This window comes from Butyrivibrio fibrisolvens (assembly GCF_023206215.1).
Classification (GTDB): Bacteria; Bacillota; Clostridia; order Lachnospirales; family Lachnospiraceae; genus Butyrivibrio; species Butyrivibrio fibrisolvens_C.
The window spans coordinates 1,094,001-1,115,400 of sequence record NZ_CP065800.1 but is presented as its reverse complement, the minus strand read 5'-3'; the positions used below and the strand labels follow the sequence as shown (position 1 = coordinate 1,115,400).

Annotated in this window: 17 protein-coding genes; 5 read left to right on the top strand and 12 right to left on the bottom strand. The window is 41.1% G+C overall.

Translation table 11 applies throughout. The annotated features are described in order from the left end of the window. Window positions 1–139 precede the first annotated feature (139 nt). The 6 genes from I7804_RS04545 to I7804_RS04520 all read right to left on the bottom strand — a co-directional run bounded on the left by I7804_RS04545 (window position 140) and on the right by I7804_RS04520 (window position 7,932). Complete coding sequence (locus I7804_RS04545; RefSeq protein ID WP_022754752.1) at window positions 140–997, bottom strand: carbohydrate ABC transporter permease; 858 nt, start codon at window positions 995–997, stop codon at window positions 140–142. Between the two features lie 15 nt (window positions 998–1,012). Continuing rightward, the gene (locus I7804_RS04540) at window positions 1,013–1,969 is read right to left on the bottom strand and encodes an ABC transporter permease (RefSeq protein ID WP_022754751.1); all 957 of its coding nucleotides are present in this window, start codon (window positions 1,967–1,969) and stop codon (window positions 1,013–1,015) included. Between the two features lie 139 nt (window positions 1,970–2,108). Continuing rightward, entirely contained in the window at window positions 2,109–3,758 is a 1,650-nt protein-coding gene (locus I7804_RS04535; RefSeq protein WP_248405170.1) for a hypothetical protein, read from the bottom strand. A 474-nt stretch (window positions 3,759–4,232) separates the two neighbouring features. After that, on the bottom strand, window positions 4,233–5,888 hold the full coding sequence (locus I7804_RS04530) for a family 43 glycosylhydrolase (RefSeq protein WP_248405167.1): 1,656 nt from the start codon (window positions 5,886–5,888) through the stop codon (window positions 4,233–4,235). Continuing rightward, entirely contained in the window at window positions 5,885–6,340 is a 456-nt protein-coding gene (locus I7804_RS04525) for an ankyrin repeat domain-containing protein (protein ID WP_248405164.1), read from the bottom strand. Before I7804_RS04525 ends, I7804_RS04530 begins: the two co-directional genes overlap by 4 nt. 68 nt (window positions 6,341–6,408) lie before the next feature. After that, on the bottom strand, window positions 6,409–7,932 hold the full coding sequence (locus I7804_RS04520) for a glycoside hydrolase 43 family protein (RefSeq protein ID WP_248405162.1): 1,524 nt from the start codon (window positions 7,930–7,932) through the stop codon (window positions 6,409–6,411). A 1,007-nt stretch (window positions 7,933–8,939) separates the two neighbouring features. Between I7804_RS04520 and I7804_RS04515 the strand changes: the two genes are divergently transcribed. The 3 genes from I7804_RS04515 (at window position 8,940) to I7804_RS04505 (ending at window position 12,748) form a co-directional block, all read left to right on the top strand. Continuing rightward, on the top strand, window positions 8,940–10,403 hold the full coding sequence (locus tag I7804_RS04515; protein ID WP_248405159.1) for an aminotransferase class I/II-fold pyridoxal phosphate-dependent enzyme: 1,464 nt from the start codon (window positions 8,940–8,942) through the stop codon (window positions 10,401–10,403). 110 nt (window positions 10,404–10,513) lie between these two features. Beyond that, entirely contained in the window at window positions 10,514–11,380 is an 867-nt protein-coding gene (gene speE, locus I7804_RS04510) for a polyamine aminopropyltransferase (RefSeq protein ID WP_022754745.1), read from the top strand. Between the two features lie 108 nt (window positions 11,381–11,488). Beyond that, window positions 11,489–12,748 carry a saccharopine dehydrogenase family protein gene (locus tag I7804_RS04505; RefSeq protein ID WP_022759178.1) on the top strand — a complete coding sequence of 420 codons (1,260 nt, stop codon included), beginning with the start codon at window positions 11,489–11,491 and terminating at the stop codon, window positions 12,746–12,748. A 117-nt stretch (window positions 12,749–12,865) separates the two neighbouring features. Here the strand turns inward: I7804_RS04505 and I7804_RS04500 are convergent, their stop codons facing one another. After that, window positions 12,866–13,615, bottom strand: a complete 750-nt coding sequence (locus tag I7804_RS04500) for an N-acetyltransferase family protein (protein ID WP_331477854.1) — start codon at window positions 13,613–13,615, stop codon at window positions 12,866–12,868. Between the two features lie 190 nt (window positions 13,616–13,805). Here I7804_RS04500 and I7804_RS04495 point away from each other — a divergent pair, with 190 nt between their 5' ends. Together I7804_RS04495 and feoB are read left to right on the top strand one after the other, a co-directional pair. Continuing rightward, window positions 13,806–14,588, top strand: a complete 783-nt coding sequence (locus tag I7804_RS04495; RefSeq protein ID WP_027204860.1) for an alpha/beta hydrolase — start codon at window positions 13,806–13,808, stop codon at window positions 14,586–14,588. Window positions 14,589–14,653: 65 nt separating this feature from the next. After that, the gene (feoB, locus tag I7804_RS04490; RefSeq protein ID WP_248405157.1) at window positions 14,654–16,957 is read left to right on the top strand and encodes a ferrous iron transport protein B; all 2,304 of its coding nucleotides are present in this window, start codon (window positions 14,654–14,656) and stop codon (window positions 16,955–16,957) included. Here the strand turns inward: feoB and I7804_RS04485 are convergent. The 5 genes from I7804_RS04485 to I7804_RS04465 form a co-directional block, all read right to left on the bottom strand. Continuing rightward, window positions 16,946–17,863, bottom strand: a complete 918-nt coding sequence (locus I7804_RS04485) for a LysR family transcriptional regulator (protein ID WP_248405155.1) — start codon at window positions 17,861–17,863, stop codon at window positions 16,946–16,948. The two genes, feoB and I7804_RS04485, sit on opposite strands and share 12 nt — an antisense overlap. Window positions 17,864–17,998: 135 nt before the next feature. Further along, the gene (locus tag I7804_RS04480; protein ID WP_248405152.1) at window positions 17,999–18,745 is read right to left on the bottom strand and encodes an ABC transporter ATP-binding protein; all 747 of its coding nucleotides are present in this window, start codon (window positions 18,743–18,745) and stop codon (window positions 17,999–18,001) included. 101 nt (window positions 18,746–18,846) lie between these two features. Continuing rightward, complete coding sequence (locus I7804_RS04475) at window positions 18,847–20,007, bottom strand: ABC transporter permease (RefSeq protein ID WP_248405150.1); 1,161 nt, start codon at window positions 20,005–20,007, stop codon at window positions 18,847–18,849. Window positions 20,008–20,017: 10 nt separating this feature from the next. Next, window positions 20,018–20,461 (bottom strand): DUF4418 family protein, encoded by a 444-nt coding sequence (locus I7804_RS04470; protein ID WP_248405148.1) that lies wholly within the window; start codon window positions 20,459–20,461, stop codon window positions 20,018–20,020. Window positions 20,462–20,498: 37 nt separating this feature from the next. Continuing rightward, on the bottom strand, window positions 20,499–21,278 hold the full coding sequence (locus tag I7804_RS04465) for an ABC transporter ATP-binding protein (RefSeq protein WP_248405146.1): 780 nt from the start codon (window positions 21,276–21,278) through the stop codon (window positions 20,499–20,501). Window positions 21,279–21,400: the final 122 nt, after the last annotated feature.

Below are 21,400 nucleotides of genomic sequence, written 5' to 3'. Positions count from 1 at the left end.
AAGCAAAAACTGCTCTTCCACCTTTCCGACTATGAGTAACAGTTTTAAGACTGATACTGCCTGGCTATATGATTGTACTGTTTGAAAATGCTCTGTTTGCAAACATATATGACTATTAACTTATGAGTCAGAACCTGTATCATTCTTTTACAGCACCGACATTTACGCCCTTAACAAAGTATTTCTGAAGGAATGGATATGCTGCCATGAAAGGAAGAATAGCGCATACGATAGCTGCATAGTAAAGTGTCTCCTGGGCTACATTGTACTGTGTTGTCGGTGTATCACCATCCATGATCATGACACGAAGCTGATACTGGAAGTTAACGAGTTTAGTATTAGTAATATAAATCTGAACTGTGCTGTAGTCATTCCATACAGTAACTGCAAACATAAGACCGATTGATGCCAGTGCTGCCTTGGAAAGAGGAAGTACTATCTTGAAGAAGATTCCCATAGGGCTGCAGCCGTCAATCTTGGCAGCTTCATAAAGTGATCCTGGGATTCCTTCGAAGAAGTTCTTCATAAGTACAAGGTTATATACATTCATACCATGCTTGAAAACAAGGATCCATGTGTTATCAACAAGACCAAGTTGCTTCATGACAAGGTATTCAGGGATCATACCACCGGAGAAGATCATTGTCACAAGAAGGAAATATGAGAAAAATGTTCTTCCGGGCATATCATACTGGTTAAGTACATAACCACCAAGTGTTGACATTATAAGACCTACAAGTGTTCCTACTACTGTTGTCCATACTGAGTTCCAGAATGGAAGATAAAGCTTGGATGTTTCGAATATAGTCTTATATCCAAGGATTGTAGGCTGTGTAGGCCAGAGCTTGAACTGGTAGATTCCGACAGCGTTGAAGGAATCTACTACAACCTTCCAAAGCGGAATGATAATAATAAGTGAAATGATTATAAATACAAGATAGTTGACAACATCAAATGCATGTATGCCCGACTTCTTTCGTAATTGTGCTTTTGCCATAATTCCGCGACCTCCTTAAATAATACCGCGTCCGCGGACTTTTTTACTTGCAAAGTTACTAAGCAGCATGAGAATACCACCAACAACTGATTTGAACAAACCAACAGCAGTAGTATAACCATAATCAGGAATGAACTGCAGGAATGTCTGACGATATATATAAGTGGAGATAACATCTGCTACATCGTATACTCGTGAGTTATAGAGAACGAATACAGGCTCGAAGATATTAAGAACCTTAGCTATGTTCAGGATGAGTACGATGATAATAGTATTAGCAAGTTCAGGAACTGTTACATACCAGATCTTCTGAAGTCTTGTGGCACCGTCAATATCTGCGGCTTCGTAGATCTCAGGATTGATACCTGCAAGAGTTGCAAGGAAGATAACTGTTCCCCAACCTGTTTCTTTCCACATATTGATCAAATAGAAAATAGGTCTCCACATCTTAGTTGAATGGAGGAAGTCAATGCTAGTTGAGATAACTCCCCATTCTTTTAAAGTCTCATTGATGAAACCTGTTGATGAATTGGATAAGAAAAGAGTGAAGATAGCTGCTACAACCGCATATGACATAAAGTGCGGAAGGTAAATAACTGTCTGGAATGCTTTCTTGGCAATTATATTACCCATTTCATTAAGAAAAACAGAAATGATAACAGCTGCGAATGTGTTAATAAGTAGCTTAGCTATAGAAATAATAAGTGTGTTTTTTAGTGCTGCCCAGAACTCTGCTTTTGCAAACATTATCTGGAAATTTTCAAGACCAACCCAATGGATATTCTTGAGCTTGTAGCTGTAGAAAGAATATCTTACTCCAAGCATTGGCCAGTAATACATGATGATAACGAAAATGAATACCGGAAGGAACATGAGGTAATAACCTCTTGAATTCCATATTCGCTGCCCCAGAGGCTTCTTGTTTCTAACTGCACCAAGAGCAAGATCAGCCTGCTTATACTTTTTACTCATAGTTTTGTGTTTCCTTTCATAGTACCGTAAATCCCACTGTAATATCCTCAGCAAAAATCCTGCCTCCGTTAATACGCAGAGGCAGGATCAGAAATTCTGAATCTTACAGCCTTTTTACCTCAACCCGGGTCGTATGCTATTACTGAGCGTTAAGTTCTTCAAGAATAGCTGCAGATGCATCGCCGTACTTGTCAATGTAGTTCTGTACAGCCTGCTCAGGTGTGATATCACCTACTACTGCCTGATTCATCCAAGTTGTCTTATCTGTAACCATGTCTGCTTCATAGTTTGTAAGTGTCTCACTTGAAGCTGCTGCAGGAGCATCAACACAGTTCTCTGTGAAGAACTGGTTACCTTCTACAACAAGATCTGTATTATCTGCATAGCCGTTTGTAAGAGGAGCGATTACGAGATTAGCATCAAGGAAGTTCTTCTTCCAAACTGTGTTCTCGTCGTTAGGTGACTGCTTAAGGTGGAACTGACCAGCTTCATAGCTGTATTCCTTAGCATCATCTGTTCCGGCATTTGTTGTGAATGTTTCTGCTTCTGTTGACCAGTGAACACCTTCTGCACCGTATGTCCAGAGAGTCTGTACCTTGTCACCATCAAGCATTGTGTCGAAGAGGATATCGAAGATAGCCTGCTCACGAGCGCTGTCTCCGTCACCATCATCTGTGATTGTAAGAACAGGAGCTTCTCTGTTAAGGTATCCGCCCCAGCTGTCCTTGATCTCCTTGATAGGAGCAAGCTCTACAAGTTCAGAATCAACTTCATTACCAATGAGCTTATCTGTAAGTGTCTGATACCATGTACCAGCCCAGTATGTGAATACACCTGAAGATGTTGACTGATCATTGGAGAACCACTTCTCACGAGCCTGCTTAGTACCAGCTTCCTCTGTATCAGGATCGATAACACCGTCTGTGTAACCCTTGTTAAGTCTTGCAAGAGCATCGATTGTAGCCTGCTCTGTGAAACCGTCTACCCAAACGCCTTCGCTGTTCTGATAGAATGAAGGATATGCATCCTGCCAGAACTCAGGCATGTAGTTGATGTATGGAGCTTCATCAAGCTTACCGTAGCCTGCTGCGATTACACCGTATGTTCCTGCAGATCCGTTACCATCAGGATCATCATTAGTGAAAGCCTGAAGCATGTTGTAATATGAATCGAAATCTGTAACAGAAGCTGCATCAATTCCTACAGCATCAAGCCATGCTTTCTTAACATAAGTAACACATCCGTTACCATATGTAGGAGCGAATCCGTAAAGAGCTCCTGATGAAGTCTTAAGATTCTCATTGATCTTATCAAGTGTCAGACGTGACTGGAACTCGGCATTGTCATAAGCATTGGCCATATCCCAAAGAAGACCTGTTGTCTGATACTGTCTGAGCATCGTAGCGCTCATGATAAGAGCATCAGGATATTCTCCATCGCCTGCTTCTCCTGTTGTAAGAAGACGTGAAACTGTTCCTGAATAATCAGAGTGATCAAGCTGTGTGATATTAAGATCTACATGATAGCCGAACTTCTCTTCGATTGCCTTCTCCCACTGATCTACGAACTCAGCCTGTCCTGCATCGACTGTAGCTGTAAGAGTTCCGTCGAATACCAGATTGATCTGTGTAAGCTGATAGTCGCTACCACCTTCTGTCTGTTCAGCCTGTGAGCTACCCCCATTGGCAGACTCTGTTCCTGTTCCTGTTCCTGTTTCTGTACCTGCACATCCTGCAAGCACTCCTACCATTGCTGCGGATAGGAGCAATGATATCGCTTTCTTTTTCATAAAATTACCCTCCTTAATAATGTATAAAAATGTAAGCGTTTTCAATACCTTATGTGTTTAATTTAGCATGTAGAAAATAGTATTTCAAGCTATATTTTCATAAATAATTGCCAAAAATGCAAAGTAGTTCAAAGAATCCCGTATTTTCAGCGTTTTCAGCCTAGGCCGCGTCCTAAACCACCTTTTATCACTCTCTAAAAATCGAAACAACCGCGAAAATTTTTGTGTTTTTTATCAATTATTGCGAAAAACAGCCCCTATTAATTATGCACTTTCACATATTTTATTCGTCAATTTTAACAATAAAAAATCGTAAAAAAGATGATTGTAAGCAGTTACGTTTACCCCAAAATCAGCTCGTTTTGATCAGTAATTTTTGTAATCTCTTTCACAGATTTTCAAAAAAATTTAAAAACCTGTTCATTACTGTATTTATTCCCTTAAATAGTCTCTTACAATCGCAATGCTTATTTTTTATTCTTCACTTCTTCTTATAAATATATGTGTATTATTGCCAAATACATAGGCGCCGATCATAGCAGATGTAAATCTCTTGCCCTTGGACAATCCTTCGGAGCATATGCCAGTCACATCTTTGGCGATATACAGACATCTTCCATTAAGAAAGAACGTCCTTTGGGTATAATCTGTTATAAGCGTGAACGTATTTTCTGATATATCTTCTATATTAAATATATGCTCATAAATATACCTGTCATCTCTATACTCTGTGATCACAGCTTTGGTACATCCATCTTGCTTTCTAAGTCCAAATTTGATATAGGAATTCTCATCATAATATAAAGTCATCCCGGCTTCTTCATGATCCAAAAGGCCATTTGGACTTATCATCTGTATCTCATCCCTGCAGACAAGGTCTTTTTGATTATATACAGCAAAACTCCTGCAACCAATGTCACACAGATCTCTCCCATCTCCTTTGATCATGATAGAACTGTCCTGCCTGACATCTACAAACTTTTTATCCGCAGTTCTTGCAAAGAGCCATACAAAGCCGGGAATAGAAGTACATCCATGTACTTCTGGACATTCCCTTTTACGTCCTGTAATGTCGGGAATAGAAGTACATCCGTGTACTTCTGGACATTTCCTTTTACGTCCTGTAACGGCGGGAATAGTCATATTATATTTTCCGTCATTCGGAATTTTGGAATCGTTAGCAACATAGGTAGAATCCTTGCGATCATATGGGAGCTTGGCTATATAAGAAGGACCCTTGCGCATATTTACAATAGGCCAGCCGTCCGCTGTCCATGTGATCTTATCAAGGGCAGTCTCTCTTCCAAGCATCCCCCATTTGCCATCTATCATCCTCTCACACAGATATACCATGTACCAGCTGCCATCCTGCGTCATAACAGGCTTGCCATGGCCACAGCACTGGATAGGAGCAATAGGATCTTTTTGCGTCATGATAGGATTGTAAGGACAGTTCTCATAAGGACCTTTGAGATTCCTAGATCTAAGGACAGTGATCATGTGCCCTCTGCCGGTACCACCCTCAGCAAGGAAGCAGTAATAATAACCGTCCTTTTTAATAAGATGCGGTCCCTCCGGAGCATGGCCTGACCAGCCGTAAGCTATCATTTCAGGATCAGATAGTATCCGCTTTCCATCAGATGACACTTCCACAAGACATGCCCCTCTATTAAGAAGCATATATCTTCTTCCATCATCATCTGTAAAAAGAGACGGATCTATTCCACTAATATTATGGATCACAGGAGTATCATAAGGACCTTCCGGTCTATCCGAGCTTGTGACGATCTGAGTCTGCGGATATTCCATATCATCGTTGTTACGAAGGGTTGCGCAGATATAGAATCTACCATCATGATAACTTATATCCGGCGCCCAGAATCCCCTGCCACCTTCAAGTCTGCCAAGATGCTCCGATGCCCAGTCAGGATCTGTAACTGCATATCCAATGAGCTGCCAGTTGACAAGATCTTTGGAATGAGAAATCGGTATTCCGGGAAAATAGATAAAGCTGGAGTTGACCATATAATAGTCATCTCCAACCCTTACTATGGAAGGATCTGCATGAAATGATCTCATGACCGGATTCCTGTAGGTATCACTCAGATCATAACCCAGATGTTCTTTCAAAAAGTATATATATCTTTTCTGTTATCATTATTACCATCTTCATTACTATCCGAATTACTATTTTTATTATTATCTTTTGATTTAAAATAATATTTTTGATAGATATAATCCTGTGAGGCTTTGACAGATAGTCCGCCATATACTGCTTTCCCACCGGATGGCAGCATACCTAACGCTTCAAGATACAGTTCTTCTCCTGCAAGGTCATATGGAGTTATAAGCCATTCATCTGCATAGGTAGGATCCATCTGGCAGCTAAGCACCAGATATCTTACTATTTCAAGATTGCCTCCAAGAACCGCATAGTGAAGCACGCTCCTTCCATGCTCATCAGTATCTTCAAGATTCAGACCATGACGTGTCTTTTGTTTTACAAGTTCAAGATCACCGCTAAGAGCTGCCTCAATTCCTTCTTTAAAGCCTTTTTCTGATTTCGAAGAATAAATATTCATAACCACCTCGTATCGCACCTAAAATAAATAGTAGTAGTTTGAGTTAACCACTTTAAGCTGTGATCTTATTACTCTTTCGCCGTATCATCTGTGATATATACCCAGTCATATCTACCATAGCCATTGCCACTTCCTTTATTATTCATATTGGCTGACCAAAGGCATATCTTGGCGCCTGTCCATGTTGCTCTTTCCAGCATCTGTGTTTTGCCAAGCTCTTTATAAGACACTCCGTCAAGCGAATAGTAATAGTTATAAGATTTATCTTCACGAACCACTATCTTCATAAATATATGGCCCGAATCTATTAACTGTGCATCGCATGAAGTCTCGGTAGCTTCTCCTTCGAATTCCTTGTTAGTAACATCTCCTTTGAACATAACAACGAAGTTCTTGCCCTGCATACGCTTGATCCCGGCATAGGAATACTTCTGCCCCACAATACCGCAAGCAGCTATATCCCCATCTTCTCCGGGATACAGATGGATCGATGTAGTCACAGTAAAAGCTTTACTCTGAGGTATCTGAGTCAGGACATTGCCCGCATACCACAAAAGATTCTCTCTTCCTCCAGGAGCCATACAGTAAAGAATAAGATGCCCATCATCAAGCTGATACCAGTCTTCGTTGGGATTGGCCTGCCACTGCCACTGAAGCCCAAGCTTATCAGATCTAAAGTCATCAGATGTACTTATCTTATATTCAGGAGCACCTTCAACAGGATCAGACCATTCCTTGACAGGCTCTCCTATCCCGTCACCGTCAAGATCACTTCCTATAAAGGGCCATCCGTTAATAAAACACATAGGCTGAAGATGTGTGATCCTTCCAAGTTCATGAACATCCTGAAAATGAACGAACCAGTTACGACCATCCGGTGTATCAACCCAGCCTCCCTGGTGAGGACCATTGATATCCGTACAGCCCTGATGCATTACAACCTTGTACTCATAAGGTCCGTGTATATCCCTGGATCTAAGGCATGACTGCCAACCTGTCGCAACGCCTCCGGATGGCATAAGAATATAGTAATAGTCATCCTTCTTATAAATCTTGGGGCCTTCTGTTGTAGGCGCCACTTGCTCTCCATCAAAGATAAGCATAGGCTCACCAATAAGCCTTGTACACTCAGGATCAATCTCCACTAGCATGAGCCTGTGCTTGATACCACATCTACTCCTTGCAAGTGCATATACCATATATGCTCTTCCATCATCATCCCAGATAGGGCAAGGATCTATCCAGCCTTTAGATGTACATAGCATGTTAAGCTGGAACTGGCCGTATGGATCTTTACTTCTGGCTACCATGATGCCCTCATCCGGAAGAGGGATAAACACAATAAATGTGTCATCATGATATCTAATAGACGGAGCCCAGGTTCCGGAGCCGTGAGAAGGTCTGTTGTACTTATCAAAAGGAAGTTTTGAAACGCAGTAATTGATTATCTCCCAGTGAACCAGATCTTTAGAATGAAGAAGTGGAACTCCGGGCAGATATGTAAAAGATGATGCCACCATATAAAAATCCTGGCCTACACGTATAACATCAGGATCTGAATAATCAGCATATAAAATCGGATTTTGATACATCTAGCCTCTTTTCCGGGTCAAGCCAAAACTTGCCACTTGGGTGATTGGTATACTCAAAGACTTTGCAGAGAGACGAAGATCTCAGACAGACGGAATACGGATCATTTACACGCTATAATTGTTTTATAAATTCATGGCATGATATCTGGCGCTTTTCATTCCGGGGTCCAAACTCGCTTCGCTCAGACATGTGGACCCCAGACAGAATGAAAAGCTCCATCTATCACGCTCATGAATTTTATAAAACAATTAAAAGCGTGTAAATGATTCATATTCCGTCCGCCCGAGATCTTCGTCTCTCTGCAAAGCCTTTGAGTATACCTCATTGCCTGCGCAATAAGTTTTAGTTAGAAATTACATTAGCCCTTTTTGTTTTTACTTTTTTGATTATTTTTCACAATAAGAACTTCTACATTAAGCATGTGTGTTCTTACGTTTATTGTTTGATATATTGGAATTAATAACGCTTACTCTTTTAGAATACACTATATTATTTTATTATTGTATCAAAATGCTTCACTTTTTATATCATTTTTGCTCAGATTTCCCACTTGGAAGGATCAGTATCCAGAAAGCTTTACAGGGAGTGGGCAGTATATAAACCATTGGCGCGCTTTTAATCGTTTTATAAAATTCATGAGCGTGATAGATGAAGCTTTTTATTCTGCACAGGGTCTGCATGTCTGAGCGAAGCGAGTTTCAGACCCTAGAATAAAAAGCTTCAGATATCATGCCATGAATTTATAAAACGATTAACAGCGCGACAATGGTTTATATACTGTCCGCTCCCTGTAAAGCTTTCTGGATACTGATCCTTCCAAGTGGGATACCCGCAAAATCCCTGATTATTTTAACCAAAATTTTGCCAGGTTTTTTGGCAAAGATTTTGAGGTGAAAAAGCCTGCAAACTCCGCTTGACATAGGGCTTTTGCTATGATAAGTTATCGCAAGTGACACCTTTTTTGGGGCTTCATTATTAAAATATTTTTATAGGGAGTTGCAGGGGTATGGATTTAAGCAGACAACAACGCGCACCTATCTGCGATGCGCTTGAGAAATTCCGTAAAAAAAGGGTGGTTCCTTTCGATGTTCCGGGCCACAAGAGAGGACGTGGCAATCCGGAGCTTACAAAGCTTTTAGGACAGCAGTGCGTAGGCATTGACGTCAACAGTATGAAACCACTTGATAATCTGTGCAATCCGGTTTCTGTTATTGCAGAAGCAGAGGAACTCATGGCTGATGCTTTTGGTGCAGCTTATGCTTTTCTCATGGTAGGAGGTACGACCAGTGCTGTTCAGGCAATGGTCTTATCTGTGTGTGCCAAAGGTGACAAGATCATACTCCCCCGAAATGTTCATAAAAGCGTTATCAACGCACTCATTCTGTGCGGAGCTATTCCGGTATATGTAAAACCGAAGATTCATCCTGTCATTGGAGTTGCTCTTGGTATGGAGAAGGAATCCCTTCTTGAAGCCATCAATGCAAATCCCGATGCCAAGGCTGTACTTATAAATAATCCAACTTATTATGGCATATGTTCTGATCTCGTAGGTCTTACCCAGATCGCACATGAGCATGGTCTTAAGGTTCTGTGCGATGAAGCTCACGGAACACAGCTGTACTTTGCAGACGACCTTCCTATAGCAGGAATGAAGGCCGGCGCTGATATGGCTGCAATATCCATGCACAAGTCAGGCGGATCGCTTACCCAGAGTTCTGTCCTTTTACTTGGTGAAAATATGGACAGAGCCCACGTTCGTCAGATCATAAATCTAACACAGACAACCTCAGCAAGTTACCTGCTCTTATCAAGTCTTGATATCAGTAGACGCAATCTTGCACTTAGGGGCAGAGAATCTTTTGCCAAAGTCAAAGAGATGAGTGAATATGCAAGAAATGAGATCAATGCAATAGGTGACTACTACGCCTACGGCAAAGAGCTCATCGACGGCTCCAGTGTATATGACTTCGACGTGACCAAGCTATGCGTATTCACCAAACCCATCGGTCTTACCGGCATAGAAGTATATGATCTTCTCAGAGATGAGTACGATATACAGATGGAATTCGGAGATCTGGGAACTATCATGGCATACATCTCAATAGGAGATCGTATGCAGGATATTGAGAGACTTGCAAGCGCCCTGTCTGATATAAGACGTCTTTACAAAAAAGACAAGGAAGATCTGGCATATGTTGATGCTGTAACTCCTAAGGTTGTATGTTCACCTCAGGAATCCTTCTATGCAAAGAAGGTATCTCTTCCGATACATGAAACAGCCGGGCGAGTATGCGGCGAATCAGTTATGTGCTATCCGCCGGGAATCCCGATATTATCGCCAGGCGAACTTATAACCGAAGATCTTATCGGCATGATCCTGTATGCAAGAGACAAGGGATGTTCTTTGCAAGGAATGGCTGACCCTTCCGCAGATAACCTTCAGGTACTGGAGGGGGTAAAAGGCGCATAAATGCGCCAAAAATGCCAGGGCATTTCGAGGGCGCATAAATTCGATAAAAATGCCAGGTCATTTCGAGGACGCATAAATTCGATAAAAATGCGTTTCAAAAGGAGGCTGTTATGAAAAACAATTCTGAGATCTGGTTTTCAGACCAGCAGACAGACAGTGTATCTCTTAATATAAGAGTAACCAACCAGTTATATCATGGTATCAGTGAATTTCAGGAGATAGATGTCTTCCAGTCAGAATCATTTGGTAAGTTTCTGGTTCTTGACGGCGAAGTCCTTTTTTCTGAATCTGATGAATTCATTTATAATGAAATGGTAGCTCATGTACCTATGGCAGTTCATCCACATGTCAAGAAAGTTCTTATAATAGGTGGAGGCGACGGAGGTGTTGCTACAGAGTTTACAGCTTATCCGGAGATTGAACAGATCGATGTCGTAGAACCTGACGAACAGATGGTAGAAGTCTGCAGAGAGTTTTTCCCTGAGAGTACAAGGGGATTTGATGATGAACGCGTGCAGATCTCCTATCAGGACGGGCTTCGCTTTGTAAGAGGCAGGGAGAATGAATACGATATCATCATCAATGATGCAACAGATCCATTCGGCCATTCAGAAGGCCTCTTCACCAAAGAGTTCTATGGAAGCTGTTTTAGAGCACTTAAAAGCGACGGCATAATGGTATATCAGCACGGAAGTCCATTCTTTGACGAAGAGGAATCCGTATTTCGCTCAATGCACAGGAAAGTGTTTAAGACTTTCCCCATAAGCAGGGTATATCAGGCCCACGTACCCACCTGTTCATCAGGTTACTGGACCTTTGGTTTTGCAAGTAAGAAATATCATCCCATTACAGATTTTGACGAACAAAGATGGAATGAGAGAAATATCAAAACTGAGTATTATACAACCTCTCTTCACAGAGCAGCATTCATGCTCCCACGATATGTAGTTGATATACTGCATGAAGAGGAACACTGATTTTAATATATATTTATAAGCACGAAATATTGGATCATCGATCCAATTATCCATTTATAAGTTTAGATCAAATTATATCTATGCCTTTGATGGCAGAAAGGAACTACTATGTCCAGATTACTTATAATCGGATGCGGCGGTGTCGCACAGGTAGCAATTGCAAAATGTTGTCAGAACAGTGATGTATTTACAGAGATATGCATCGCTTCAAGAACCAAGTCCAAGTGCGACGATGTTGCAGCAAAGCTCAAAGATACTACCAAAACAAAAATAACCACAGCACAGATTGACGCTGAAGACGTACCTGCTCTTACAGCTCTTATCAAGGAATATAAACCTGATGCAGTCCTTAATGTGGCTCTTCCTTATCAGGATCTTACTATCATGGATGCCTGCCTTGAAGCCGGCGTTCACTATATAGATACAGCTAACTACGAGCCTGAAGATACAGATGATCCAGCGTGGAGGAAGATCTACGAAGCAAGATGCAAGGAAGCCGGCTTCTCTGCTTATTTTGATTACAGCTGGCAGTGGGCTTATGAAGATAAGTTCAAGAACGCAGGACTTACAGCACTTCTCGGAACAGGATTCGACCCAGGTGTAACATCTGTATTTGCTGCATATGCCAAAAAACACTATTTCGATACAATTGATACAATCGATATCCTCGATTGCAACGGTGGTGATCATGGATATGCATTTGCAACTAACTTCAATCCTGAGATCAATCTTCGTGAAGTATCAGCTCCAGGATCCTACTGGGAAGATGGTCACTGGGTAGAGATCCCTGCCATGAGCATAAAGAGAGAATATAACTTCGATCAGGTTGGTATGAAGGATATGTACCTGCTCCACCACGAAGAGATCGAAGCACTTGCCAAGAATATGCCTGAAGTTAAGCGTATCCGCTTCTTTATGACATTCGGACAGAGCTACCTCGATCACATGAGATGTCTAGAAGACGTAGGAATGCTCTCAACAACTCCTATCAAGTTCCAGGGACAGGAGATCGTTCCGATCCAGTTCCTCAAAGCTCTTCTTCCTGATCCTGCTACTCTCGGACCAAGAACTAAGGGCAAGACCAATATAGGTTGTATCTTCACAGGTAAAAAAGATGGTAAAGAGAAAAAGATCTACATCTACAACGTATGTGACCATGAAGAATGCTATAAGGAAGTTGGTTCACAGGCAATCAGCTATACAACAGGTGTTCCTGCAATGATCGGTTCTATGATGGTCGTATCAGGCCTTTGGAATAAGCCGGGTGTATTCACAACTGACCAGTTCGATCCCGATCCATACATGGAAGCACTGAACAAGTGGGGCCTTCCATGGGTAGTTGAAGAAAACCCTGTACTTGTTGATTAAAAACAAACTTGTACTTAAAAAGTACGCCACCCATCACTGAAATAGGTGGCGTACTTTTTTATTAATTCACTCATACTCTACTTGGACGATGAAGTATGATCAAGGAATTCACAGGGATTAATTCAGCATTGGGTATGGGATGATGTCCTTTGCATCTGTCTGGTGCTGAGCTATTATTTTCTCCATCCAGACCATGTCATACCAGCGGGAGAATTTGTAACCGCATCTGGTAAATCGGCCTATGAGTTTGTAACCCATGTGGTCATGGAAGTTAATGCTGTTATTGGTCAGGTATTCGTCTTCTTTTTCAGGAGCTCCTATGCAGGCATATAGGTTGGTGATACCCTGCTTATAAGATATATCTTCAAGTATCTCATAGAGTCTTCTTCCAAGGCCAAGTCCTTTGCATCTATCAGAAAGATATATAGACATCTCTGCTGACCACTCGTAGGCTTTCCTTACATGGAAGGCACTTGTATATGCATAGCCTATGATACGGCCGTCCTGCTCTACAACAAGATATGGATATTTGGCACTGATATTTTTGATTCTGTCTGTAAATTCCTCTACAGAAGGGACCTCGTACTCGAATGTTATCGCCGTCTTTTCAACATAAGGTCTGTAGACTTCTACAAGTTCAGGTGCATCCATAAGGCTTACTTCTCTTATGATGATGTCTTTATCTTTATCTTTATCTTTATATATTATCTTTTTCTTATCATATAAATTTTTTTCATTATTCATATCTTTATCCATATCATTACCTATATCATTATCTATATCATTATCTATATCTTTATCCATATAATAATCTCTATTAGCTTCCCTATTATACATATTGATCTGTGCCTTATTGTCTTTGGTCATCCTGCCACCTCCAAGTAAGTGCCTTACAGCCTATATATAGCTATATATGTGCTATAATGCGACATTATAGCACATATAGCAACTGTCAATGAGCACAATTTGTGTTATACTAACAATCGGAAACTTTCTTGATTTTCAAGGGTTTCTATTCTAGTAAGAAAGCATGGTCAAAAGCCAACAAGTATAAGCTATGAAAACATCCAATAAAGTATCTAAAACAAAAATAATAAAATACATCTCACTTGCGCTATTACTGATAATAATAGGATCAGCAATAGCATTTAAGATATATTCTCTAAACTATTACAAGGCTGATACTACCACTATTTCTGAGATAGAAGCACAAGGAAAAGCCGCTGTTTTAGACTATGATGATGACACTCTTTTGTTCATCCCACAAGACAAAGACTTAGTGAAGGCCGGAATTGTTTTTTATCCTGGAGGTAAGGTTGAATATACCGCCTACTCAGGGCTTATGTACGAACTTGCAGGAAGAGGATTTGTATGCATTCTTACCAGGATGCCTGAAAATCTGGCATTTCTTGATATCGGAGCAGCCTCCGGCTATGGGGATGTGATATCAGAGGTTTCCACATGGTATATGGCAGGCCACTCTCTAGGCGGCGTTGCAGCCGGCATATATATAAGCGAGCAGGTTCAAAGTGGCAATGATATGCCCTATGATGGCATAATCCTTCTTGCTTCATATATTACCAAGGACTTATCTGAAACTGATCTAAGATTATTGTCAATCTATGGTTCCAATGACAGCGTTATTAAAATGGAAAACTATGAAAATGGTAAATCCAACTGGCCGTCAGATGCTGCTGAATATGTGATCGACGGCGGTATACATTCATATTTTGGATGCTATGGTATCCAGGCAGGGGATGGTGAACCTTCTATCACCAATATTGAGCAGATCGATCAAACAGCCGATATTATTGAAGAATGGGTCGCCATGTCAGAATAAAAAGCTCAGGGCATTAGTATTATATAATGGCATATAAAAATACAGACTTTTTATGGTAGGTTATTATGAGACTTAACGAGTTAAAGATTGGCGAGAAAGCCAGAATAGATGTAGTAGGAGGCAAGGGTGCCACAAGGCAGCATTTCCTCGATATGGGCGTAATCCCGGGTGCTAAGCTTGAAATAGTAAAATATGCACCTATGGGAGATCCTGTAGAGATCAGGATCCACGGCTATGAACTTACTCTGCGTCTTGATGATGCAAAGCAGATTGAAATAACCAAAGTTGATACTATAGAGGAAGAAGACTCTGGTCAAAAAGCAAAAGCTCCAAAGGAAGATAAAATAGTCCTTCCTAAAGACAGAGTTCTCAAATTCGCTCTTGTAGGTAATCAGAATTGTGGTAAGACTACCCTTTTTAACAGACTTACAGGATCCAATCAGCATGTAGGTAACTTCCCGGGTGTAACTGTAGACAGAAAAGACGGTTCTATCATAGGCTATCCCAACACTGTCATCACTGATCTTCCCGGAATATATTCCATGTCTCCATATTCAAGCGAAGAGCTTGTATCTAGGAATTTCGTACTTCTTGATAAGCCTGATGCGATCATCAACATAGTCGATGCTACCAATATTGAAAGGAATCTGTATCTGACAATGCAGCTTCTGGAGATGGATCGTCCTATGGTAGTAGCCCTTAATATGATGGACGAACTCACCGGCAATGGAGGTTCCATCAACATCAAGAAGATGACACAGATGCTGGGAGTCCCTGTTGTGCCTATATCTGCTGCTAAGAATTCGGGTGTTGATGAACTGATACATCAGGCTCTGACTGTTGCCAAGAACAAAACGCTTCCCGCAAAGCAGGACTTCTGCCTTGAAGATGAGAATGGAGGCGCAGTTCACAGATGCCTTCACGGCGTAGCCCACTTCATAGAAGACCATGCTACAAGCAGAGATCTTCCTGTTAGATTTGTAGCCAGCAAGATAATCGAAGGTGATAAACAGATAATACATCAGCTGGGCCTTGACCAGAACGAGCTTGAAACCCTTGAGCATATCACAATCCAGATGGAAAAAGAGCGCAACCTTGACAGGAGCGCTGCTATTGCTGATATGCGCTTTGCATACATAGGAAGAGTCAGTAAGGAATGCGTCAAGAAACCTCATGAGAGTAAAGAAAGAATCCGTAGTGAGAAAATAGACAAAATCCTGACCGGCAAATATACCGCAATCCCTGTTTTCATACTGATAATGGGCCTTGTCTTCTATCTTACCTTTAATGTTATAGGAGCAATCCTTCAGGAATGGCTTGAACTTGGCATTGATTCCTTATCACAAGTTACCGAAAAGCTCCTTATATCCCTTCATGTCAACAAGGTAATACAAAGCCTTGTTATTGATGGTATATTCGCGGGAGTAGGAAGCGTACTCAGCTTCCTTCCTATAGTCGTCGTCATGTTCTTCTTTCTATCACTACTTGAAGACAGCGGCTATATCGCGAGAGTTGCCTTTTTTATGGACAAACTCCTTAGAAAAATAGGTCTTTCAGGAAGAAGTATTGTTCCGCTCCTTATAGGTTTTGGTTGTACAGTTCCGGCTGTCATGTCCACACGTACTCTTCCAAGTGAACGAGACCGCAAAATGACTATAATCCTCACTCCTTTTATGAGCTGTACAGCTAAGCTTCCGATCTATGCCTTTTTTGTAAATGCATTCTTCCCGGGCAGAGGCGGATTTATAATGACAGGTCTGTACGTTCTTGGCATAGCAGTCGGAATCCTTATGGCTCTCATATACAGGACCTTCATCTTCAAGGGTGAAGCTGTTCCTTTTGTTATGGAGCTTCCAAATTACAGACTTCCGGGACTTCAGAGTACCTTCCAGCTTATGTGGGAGAAGGCCAAAGACTTCCTCCAGAGAGCTTTCACTGTCATCTTCTTTGCAACGATCATAGTATGGTTCCTGCAGAGTTTTAATTTCTACTTTGACCTGGTAGAAGATTCTGCCGATAGTATCATTGCCTTTATTGCAGGTATTATCGCTCCTGTACTGCGTCCCCTTGGGCTTGGCGACTGGAGGATAGTAACTGCTCTTATCAGCGGATTTATGGCCAAGGAAAGCGTAGTATCTGTTATGGAGATACTCTTTGGCTCTCAGGGCGGTGTATCAGCTGTACTTACACCTATCAGTGCAGGTGCACTCCTTATATTCAGCCTTTTGTACACACCCTGCGTGGCTGCTGTTGCTTCTATCAAAAGAGAACTGGGCGTCAAATGGGCAGGCGCCGTTATAATCTGGCAGTGCACAGTTGCATGGATAGTCGCATTTATATTTAAACTCGTTATCGGATTATTCTTCTGATGGAGCAGCTTTATAGAGCTCCTCAACGAATCTTTTGCCTATCTCGCTAAGGCCGTCTTTGTGGATATAGCCTATCTCCATAGAGCTGTATGGAAGGTGAGCGCTTTCTCTAAGAGGTATAACCTTATAATCGCTCCATCCTACAGCTCCTCTGACAGCGCCTGAGCAGAAAGTAAATCCATCTAGTTTGTTCATTATCTGAAGCATGGATGCCCTGTCAGAAACCTTGATAGTATACGGATAATCCTGCTCACCAAATATCTCTTCAGCCATATATAAAGGACTGTCCTTGCCCTGTTCATAGGTCAGAAGAGGATATTTGGTTATATCTTCATAGTCTATTATGTCCCTGTCTGCAAGTGGATGATTTTTGCCAAGATATACATAGAATCTGCAGCTTACGATCTTCTTATAGGTCAGGGTATTGTCTACAAAAAGCTTCTTAAGAGCTTCTTTGTTAAAATCACTAAGGAACAAAACCCCTATCTCACTTACTGATGAGCTTACATCTTCTATTATCTTGGAAGTTGTAGTTTCAAGAATTGAAAAATGATATGTGGAAGCATCATAGTTCTTGACTGTATCTGAAAATGCTTCGCATACAAATGAATAGTGCTGCGTTGAGACGCTGAATATCTTTCTGGTATTGCCTTTGCCATCATATCGCCATATGAGCTGATCATACTGATCACAGACTTTTTTGGCATAAAAAAGAAAGTCGGAGCCTTCACCTGTAAGGTTAACGCCCTTATTGGTTCTGTTAAAAATAGTGATCCCCGACTCTTCTTCAAGTCCTCTTATAGTATTGGTAAGTGTGGGCTGTGATATAAAAAGGCTCTCTGCTGCCTTGTTCATAGAGCCTGTCTGTGCCACAACCATTGCATATCGTAGCTGCTGTAGTGTCATCCAAAATCCCCTTAATAACTCAAGCTATCTATTATTTTGGATAATATGCTAACATCTATAAATAAAATTGTCTTAGTCCAAAAAGATATATCCGGTAATAGACTAGGGCTATAAGCTGTAATCCCAGCCTTACAATCAGGCAGATAGCGCCAGTGCTCCCGCATCCATCCTATATACTATATCTGCGTAATTATATGCCGTTTCTTCATGAGTTACGATCACAACTGCTGCGTCGTCTCTGGCCTTTTGTCTTAGAAGTTCAAAGACGATTTTGGTATTGTGGTCATCAAGATCTCCTGTTGGTTCATCTGCAAATATTACAGAAGGATCATTGATAAGAGCTCTTGCAATTGCACATCTTCTGATCTCTCCGCCTGATAACTGACTAGGAAGATAATCCGCGCGGTCAAGAAGACCTAAAGTACTGATAAGATCGTCTGCTCTTTTGGTACAACTTCCTGCATTATTATCATTTGATGTAGCATTCGCATTCACCGCTTTAACACCACTGGTATTTGCACTTCGCTTACTCTCTCTTGCAGGAAGCAGTATATTCTCTCTTACTGTAAGGCCGCTTATAAGGCTCTGTCCTTGGGGGATGAATCCGATATTTTGATTTCTAAATTCTGAAAAAATATCATCCTTTTGCTTATAAATATCAATATCATCGTACAAAACAGTTCCCTCTGACGGCTTCAACAGTCCTGCAAGCACGCTTAAAAGTGTAGTCTTCCCGCTTCCGGATCTACCAAAGATAACTGTTACCTTACCTGGAACTATAGTTATATCTACTGGATCTATGATGTTTATAACATTATCTTTTCTGCCTTTTTTGGCATTATGAGTATATGATACCGATATATCTTGTGCTTTTATTATCATAATAAAGATCATCCCCTTTGGTCATGAATGATATATATACTGTCCATTTCTGCAAGGCCTTTGGTGATGCTACACCGTCCAAGTGGGAAGTTTACCCCTCTTTATTCTCTTAGTATCTTTGCAGTATCTACAGATACAGCCTTGTATGCTGATATAAGCCCTGATACTGCTCCTATAAAGACAACGCCGGCAAAGGTTACTAAGATATAGTATGCTGCGGTGAAAGCGCCGGGCAACAGATACGGAAGGTCAAGTTTTGTACCTATAAGTACACTAAATGAATACATGACAGCTCCTGTCATTATAATGCCTATAAGACTTCCAACAACTCCAAGTATAAGAGCTTCTGACATAACAAGGATTCCAAGCCTTTTCCTAGATACTCCTATAACTCTAAGAGCTGCAAATTCTCTCTTCCTCTCACCTGTTATGATATAGAAAGCTGCTATAAGTATTACTGCCGCAAATACCCATATTGTTTTGATCAAAAATGAGATTGCGGCAGATATTATTCCCAGTCTGTCCGAGGTAGAAGTCATCATGGTCTTGGATCTGACCGCTTTGACTTCGTTATGGCCAAGATTAATATCAGATACTATAGAATCAATGTCATATCCGTCTTTGATATCAATATATACAGAAGATATAACATCATCCGGGCTTTGCTTTGATAATATGCTTATCCCCTTATCCTGTGCTGCACCTATCAAAGTCTTAACCGTATCACCTGTTGTATATACTGCCGTATCAAGTCCTGTTCCGGTCTTTTCAAGCTTGCCAACTACAAGAAACTCCTTGCCATATAGTTTTAGCGTATGCCCTACTCTTGTAGAAAGCATGGATCCAACTATTATCTCATTGTCTTTAAGTACTCCCTTGTAACTTTCATGAAGCCATGGCTTGATAGTAAAATCCGTCTTTTCATCAAATCCTATTATCTGAACCTTGACACTGCAGCAGTCTGCATTGGCAGAAACAAGGAAATACTGCGCTGATATCTTGTCTACTCCTTCTATATTTTCAAGTTCACTTAGTATACTCTTGTCCATATAGAAGTATCCGGGTGTCCCCTGAAGAAGGAGGTTTTTAAGGTCAACTTCAGATTCTGCATCCTTGGGAAGTACGATAATATCTGATCCCAGTCTTTCGTTAAGGCTATCAAGTCCGTTATTAAGACTCTTTATAAAAAGACTCCCTCCAAACAATGCTATTGTCAAAACCATGAGTATTATAAGAAGTCCCGCAGTTCTTTTTTTATGCATTATTATGTTTTTAAGCGGCAGTTTCCTTATGTTCACTTTGAAGTTCTCCGTTTTCTTTCTTTATAACACTAATGACAACATCTGCCACTGATACGATGAATACAAGTCCGCTAAAAACTCTTACTGCAGGCTTAAAGATACTGATACATCTCATACTGCTCATCATGCAAAGTGAAAAAACTGTTCCGGGTACGAAGAATAGAGCTATTACGAGCGGTATCTGTGAGATGGTTATACCAAGCCTTACTTTATCATTCCTTATGATAAGAGGCGCAAGGGCCTGTATACTAAGAACTGTTCCAAAAAGTGTTACGGCAAGCTGGGCATAATGGCAGGCCATCACATGCTCTTCTGACACGGGGCATGCTGCAAATGCAGTAAATGACCCGATTGCAATTACAAGAGCAAGAACAAGTTCAATTAGCTTTATATAATTCTTTTTAATATAATCCATGTTTATAATCTTCCTTTTCCATCATTTTATTTCATTCTTAAATATTGTATTCCGGCTGGGGACTTGCCTGAGCCAGTTCGAAGAATTCGAGGATCTGTCGTCTCATCTCAAGGAATGATGCGCTTCCTCTCTGCCTTGGCCTTGGCAGATCAACATCTATTATCTTACTGATCTTACCGGGTCTTGGAGTCATGATAACTATCCTGTCGCTTAGATATATAGCCTCATCAATATCATGAGTTACCAGTATCATGGTAGTCCCATCCCTCTTCCACAGCTCCAGTAGTTTGTCCTGAAGATCAGCTCTGGTAAAAGAGTCAAGAGCTCCCATAGGCTCATCCAGAAGAAGAGCTTTAGGTTCATTGATAAGCGCTCTTGCTATAGCCACTCTCTGCGCCATACCACCTGATATCTGGTGAGGATAGGACTTTTCGAAGCCCTTAAGGCCTACAAGATCTATATAGTTTGCGATAGTATCCTTTTTCTTCCTGTAGACCTTTCTGGCCCTTAATCCGTAGGCTATATTGTTCCTGACACTAAGCCATGGAAAAAGGCTCCCTTGCTGGAACACATATCCTCTTGACGGATCTGCGCCTTTGATCGGTACGCCGTCTATAAACAGCTGCCCGTTTTGAGGCTTATCGAGTCCTGCTATAAGACGAAGAAGTGTCGTCTTGCCGCATCCGGAAGGGCCTATTATAGATATAAACTCACCTGGCTTTATCTCCAGATTTACATCCTTTAGAGCTTCAACCTTGTTTCCATCAGAATCTTTGTATATTCGATTAACATTCCTTATGTTGATAGAACTTTTCATAAATCAACCTCATGTCGCGAGTGGAACGAGTGACTAATGGTTGGAAGTGGCAGAGCTCGCGATGCCACTTCTTAGAGTTTGAATTTATTCAAACTCATAACCTCATGGTTTGAAAGTGGAAC

Bases quoted from the DNA above. Each gene is read 5' to 3' on its own strand.
- I7804_RS04545 (WP_022754752.1), bottom strand. From the start codon at position 997: ATGGCAAAAGCACAATTACGAAAGAAGTCGGGCATACATGCATTTGAT.
- I7804_RS04540 (WP_022754751.1), bottom strand. From the start codon at position 1,969: ATGAGTAAAAAGTATAAGCAGGCTGATCTTGCTCTTGGTGCAGTTAGA.
- I7804_RS04535 (WP_248405170.1), bottom strand. From the start codon at position 3,758: ATGAAAAAGAAAGCGATATCATTGCTCCTATCCGCAGCAATGGTAGGA.
- I7804_RS04525 (WP_248405164.1), bottom strand. From the start codon at position 6,340: ATGAATATTTATTCTTCGAAATCAGAAAAAGGCTTTAAAGAAGGAATT.
- I7804_RS04520 (WP_248405162.1), bottom strand. From the start codon at position 7,932: ATGTATCAAAATCCGATTTTATATGCTGATTATTCAGATCCTGATGTT.
- I7804_RS04515 (WP_248405159.1), top strand. From the start codon at position 8,940: ATGGATTTAAGCAGACAACAACGCGCACCTATCTGCGATGCGCTTGAG.
- speE (WP_022754745.1), top strand. From the start codon at position 10,514: ATGAAAAACAATTCTGAGATCTGGTTTTCAGACCAGCAGACAGACAGT.
- I7804_RS04505 (WP_022759178.1), top strand. From the start codon at position 11,489: ATGTCCAGATTACTTATAATCGGATGCGGCGGTGTCGCACAGGTAGCA.
- I7804_RS04500 (WP_331477854.1), bottom strand. From the start codon at position 13,615: ATGACCAAAGACAATAAGGCACAGATCAATATGTATAATAGGGAAGCT.
- I7804_RS04495 (WP_027204860.1), top strand. From the start codon at position 13,806: ATGAAAACATCCAATAAAGTATCTAAAACAAAAATAATAAAATACATC.
- feoB (WP_248405157.1), top strand. From the start codon at position 14,654: ATGAGACTTAACGAGTTAAAGATTGGCGAGAAAGCCAGAATAGATGTA.
- I7804_RS04485 (WP_248405155.1), bottom strand. From the start codon at position 17,863: ATGACACTACAGCAGCTACGATATGCAATGGTTGTGGCACAGACAGGC.
- I7804_RS04480 (WP_248405152.1), bottom strand. From the start codon at position 18,745: ATGATAATAAAAGCACAAGATATATCGGTATCATATACTCATAATGCC.
- I7804_RS04475 (WP_248405150.1), bottom strand. From the start codon at position 20,007: ATGCATAAAAAAAGAACTGCGGGACTTCTTATAATACTCATGGTTTTG.
- I7804_RS04470 (WP_248405148.1), bottom strand. From the start codon at position 20,461: ATGGATTATATTAAAAAGAATTATATAAAGCTAATTGAACTTGTTCTT.
- I7804_RS04465 (WP_248405146.1), bottom strand. From the start codon at position 21,278: ATGAAAAGTTCTATCAACATAAGGAATGTTAATCGAATATACAAAGAT.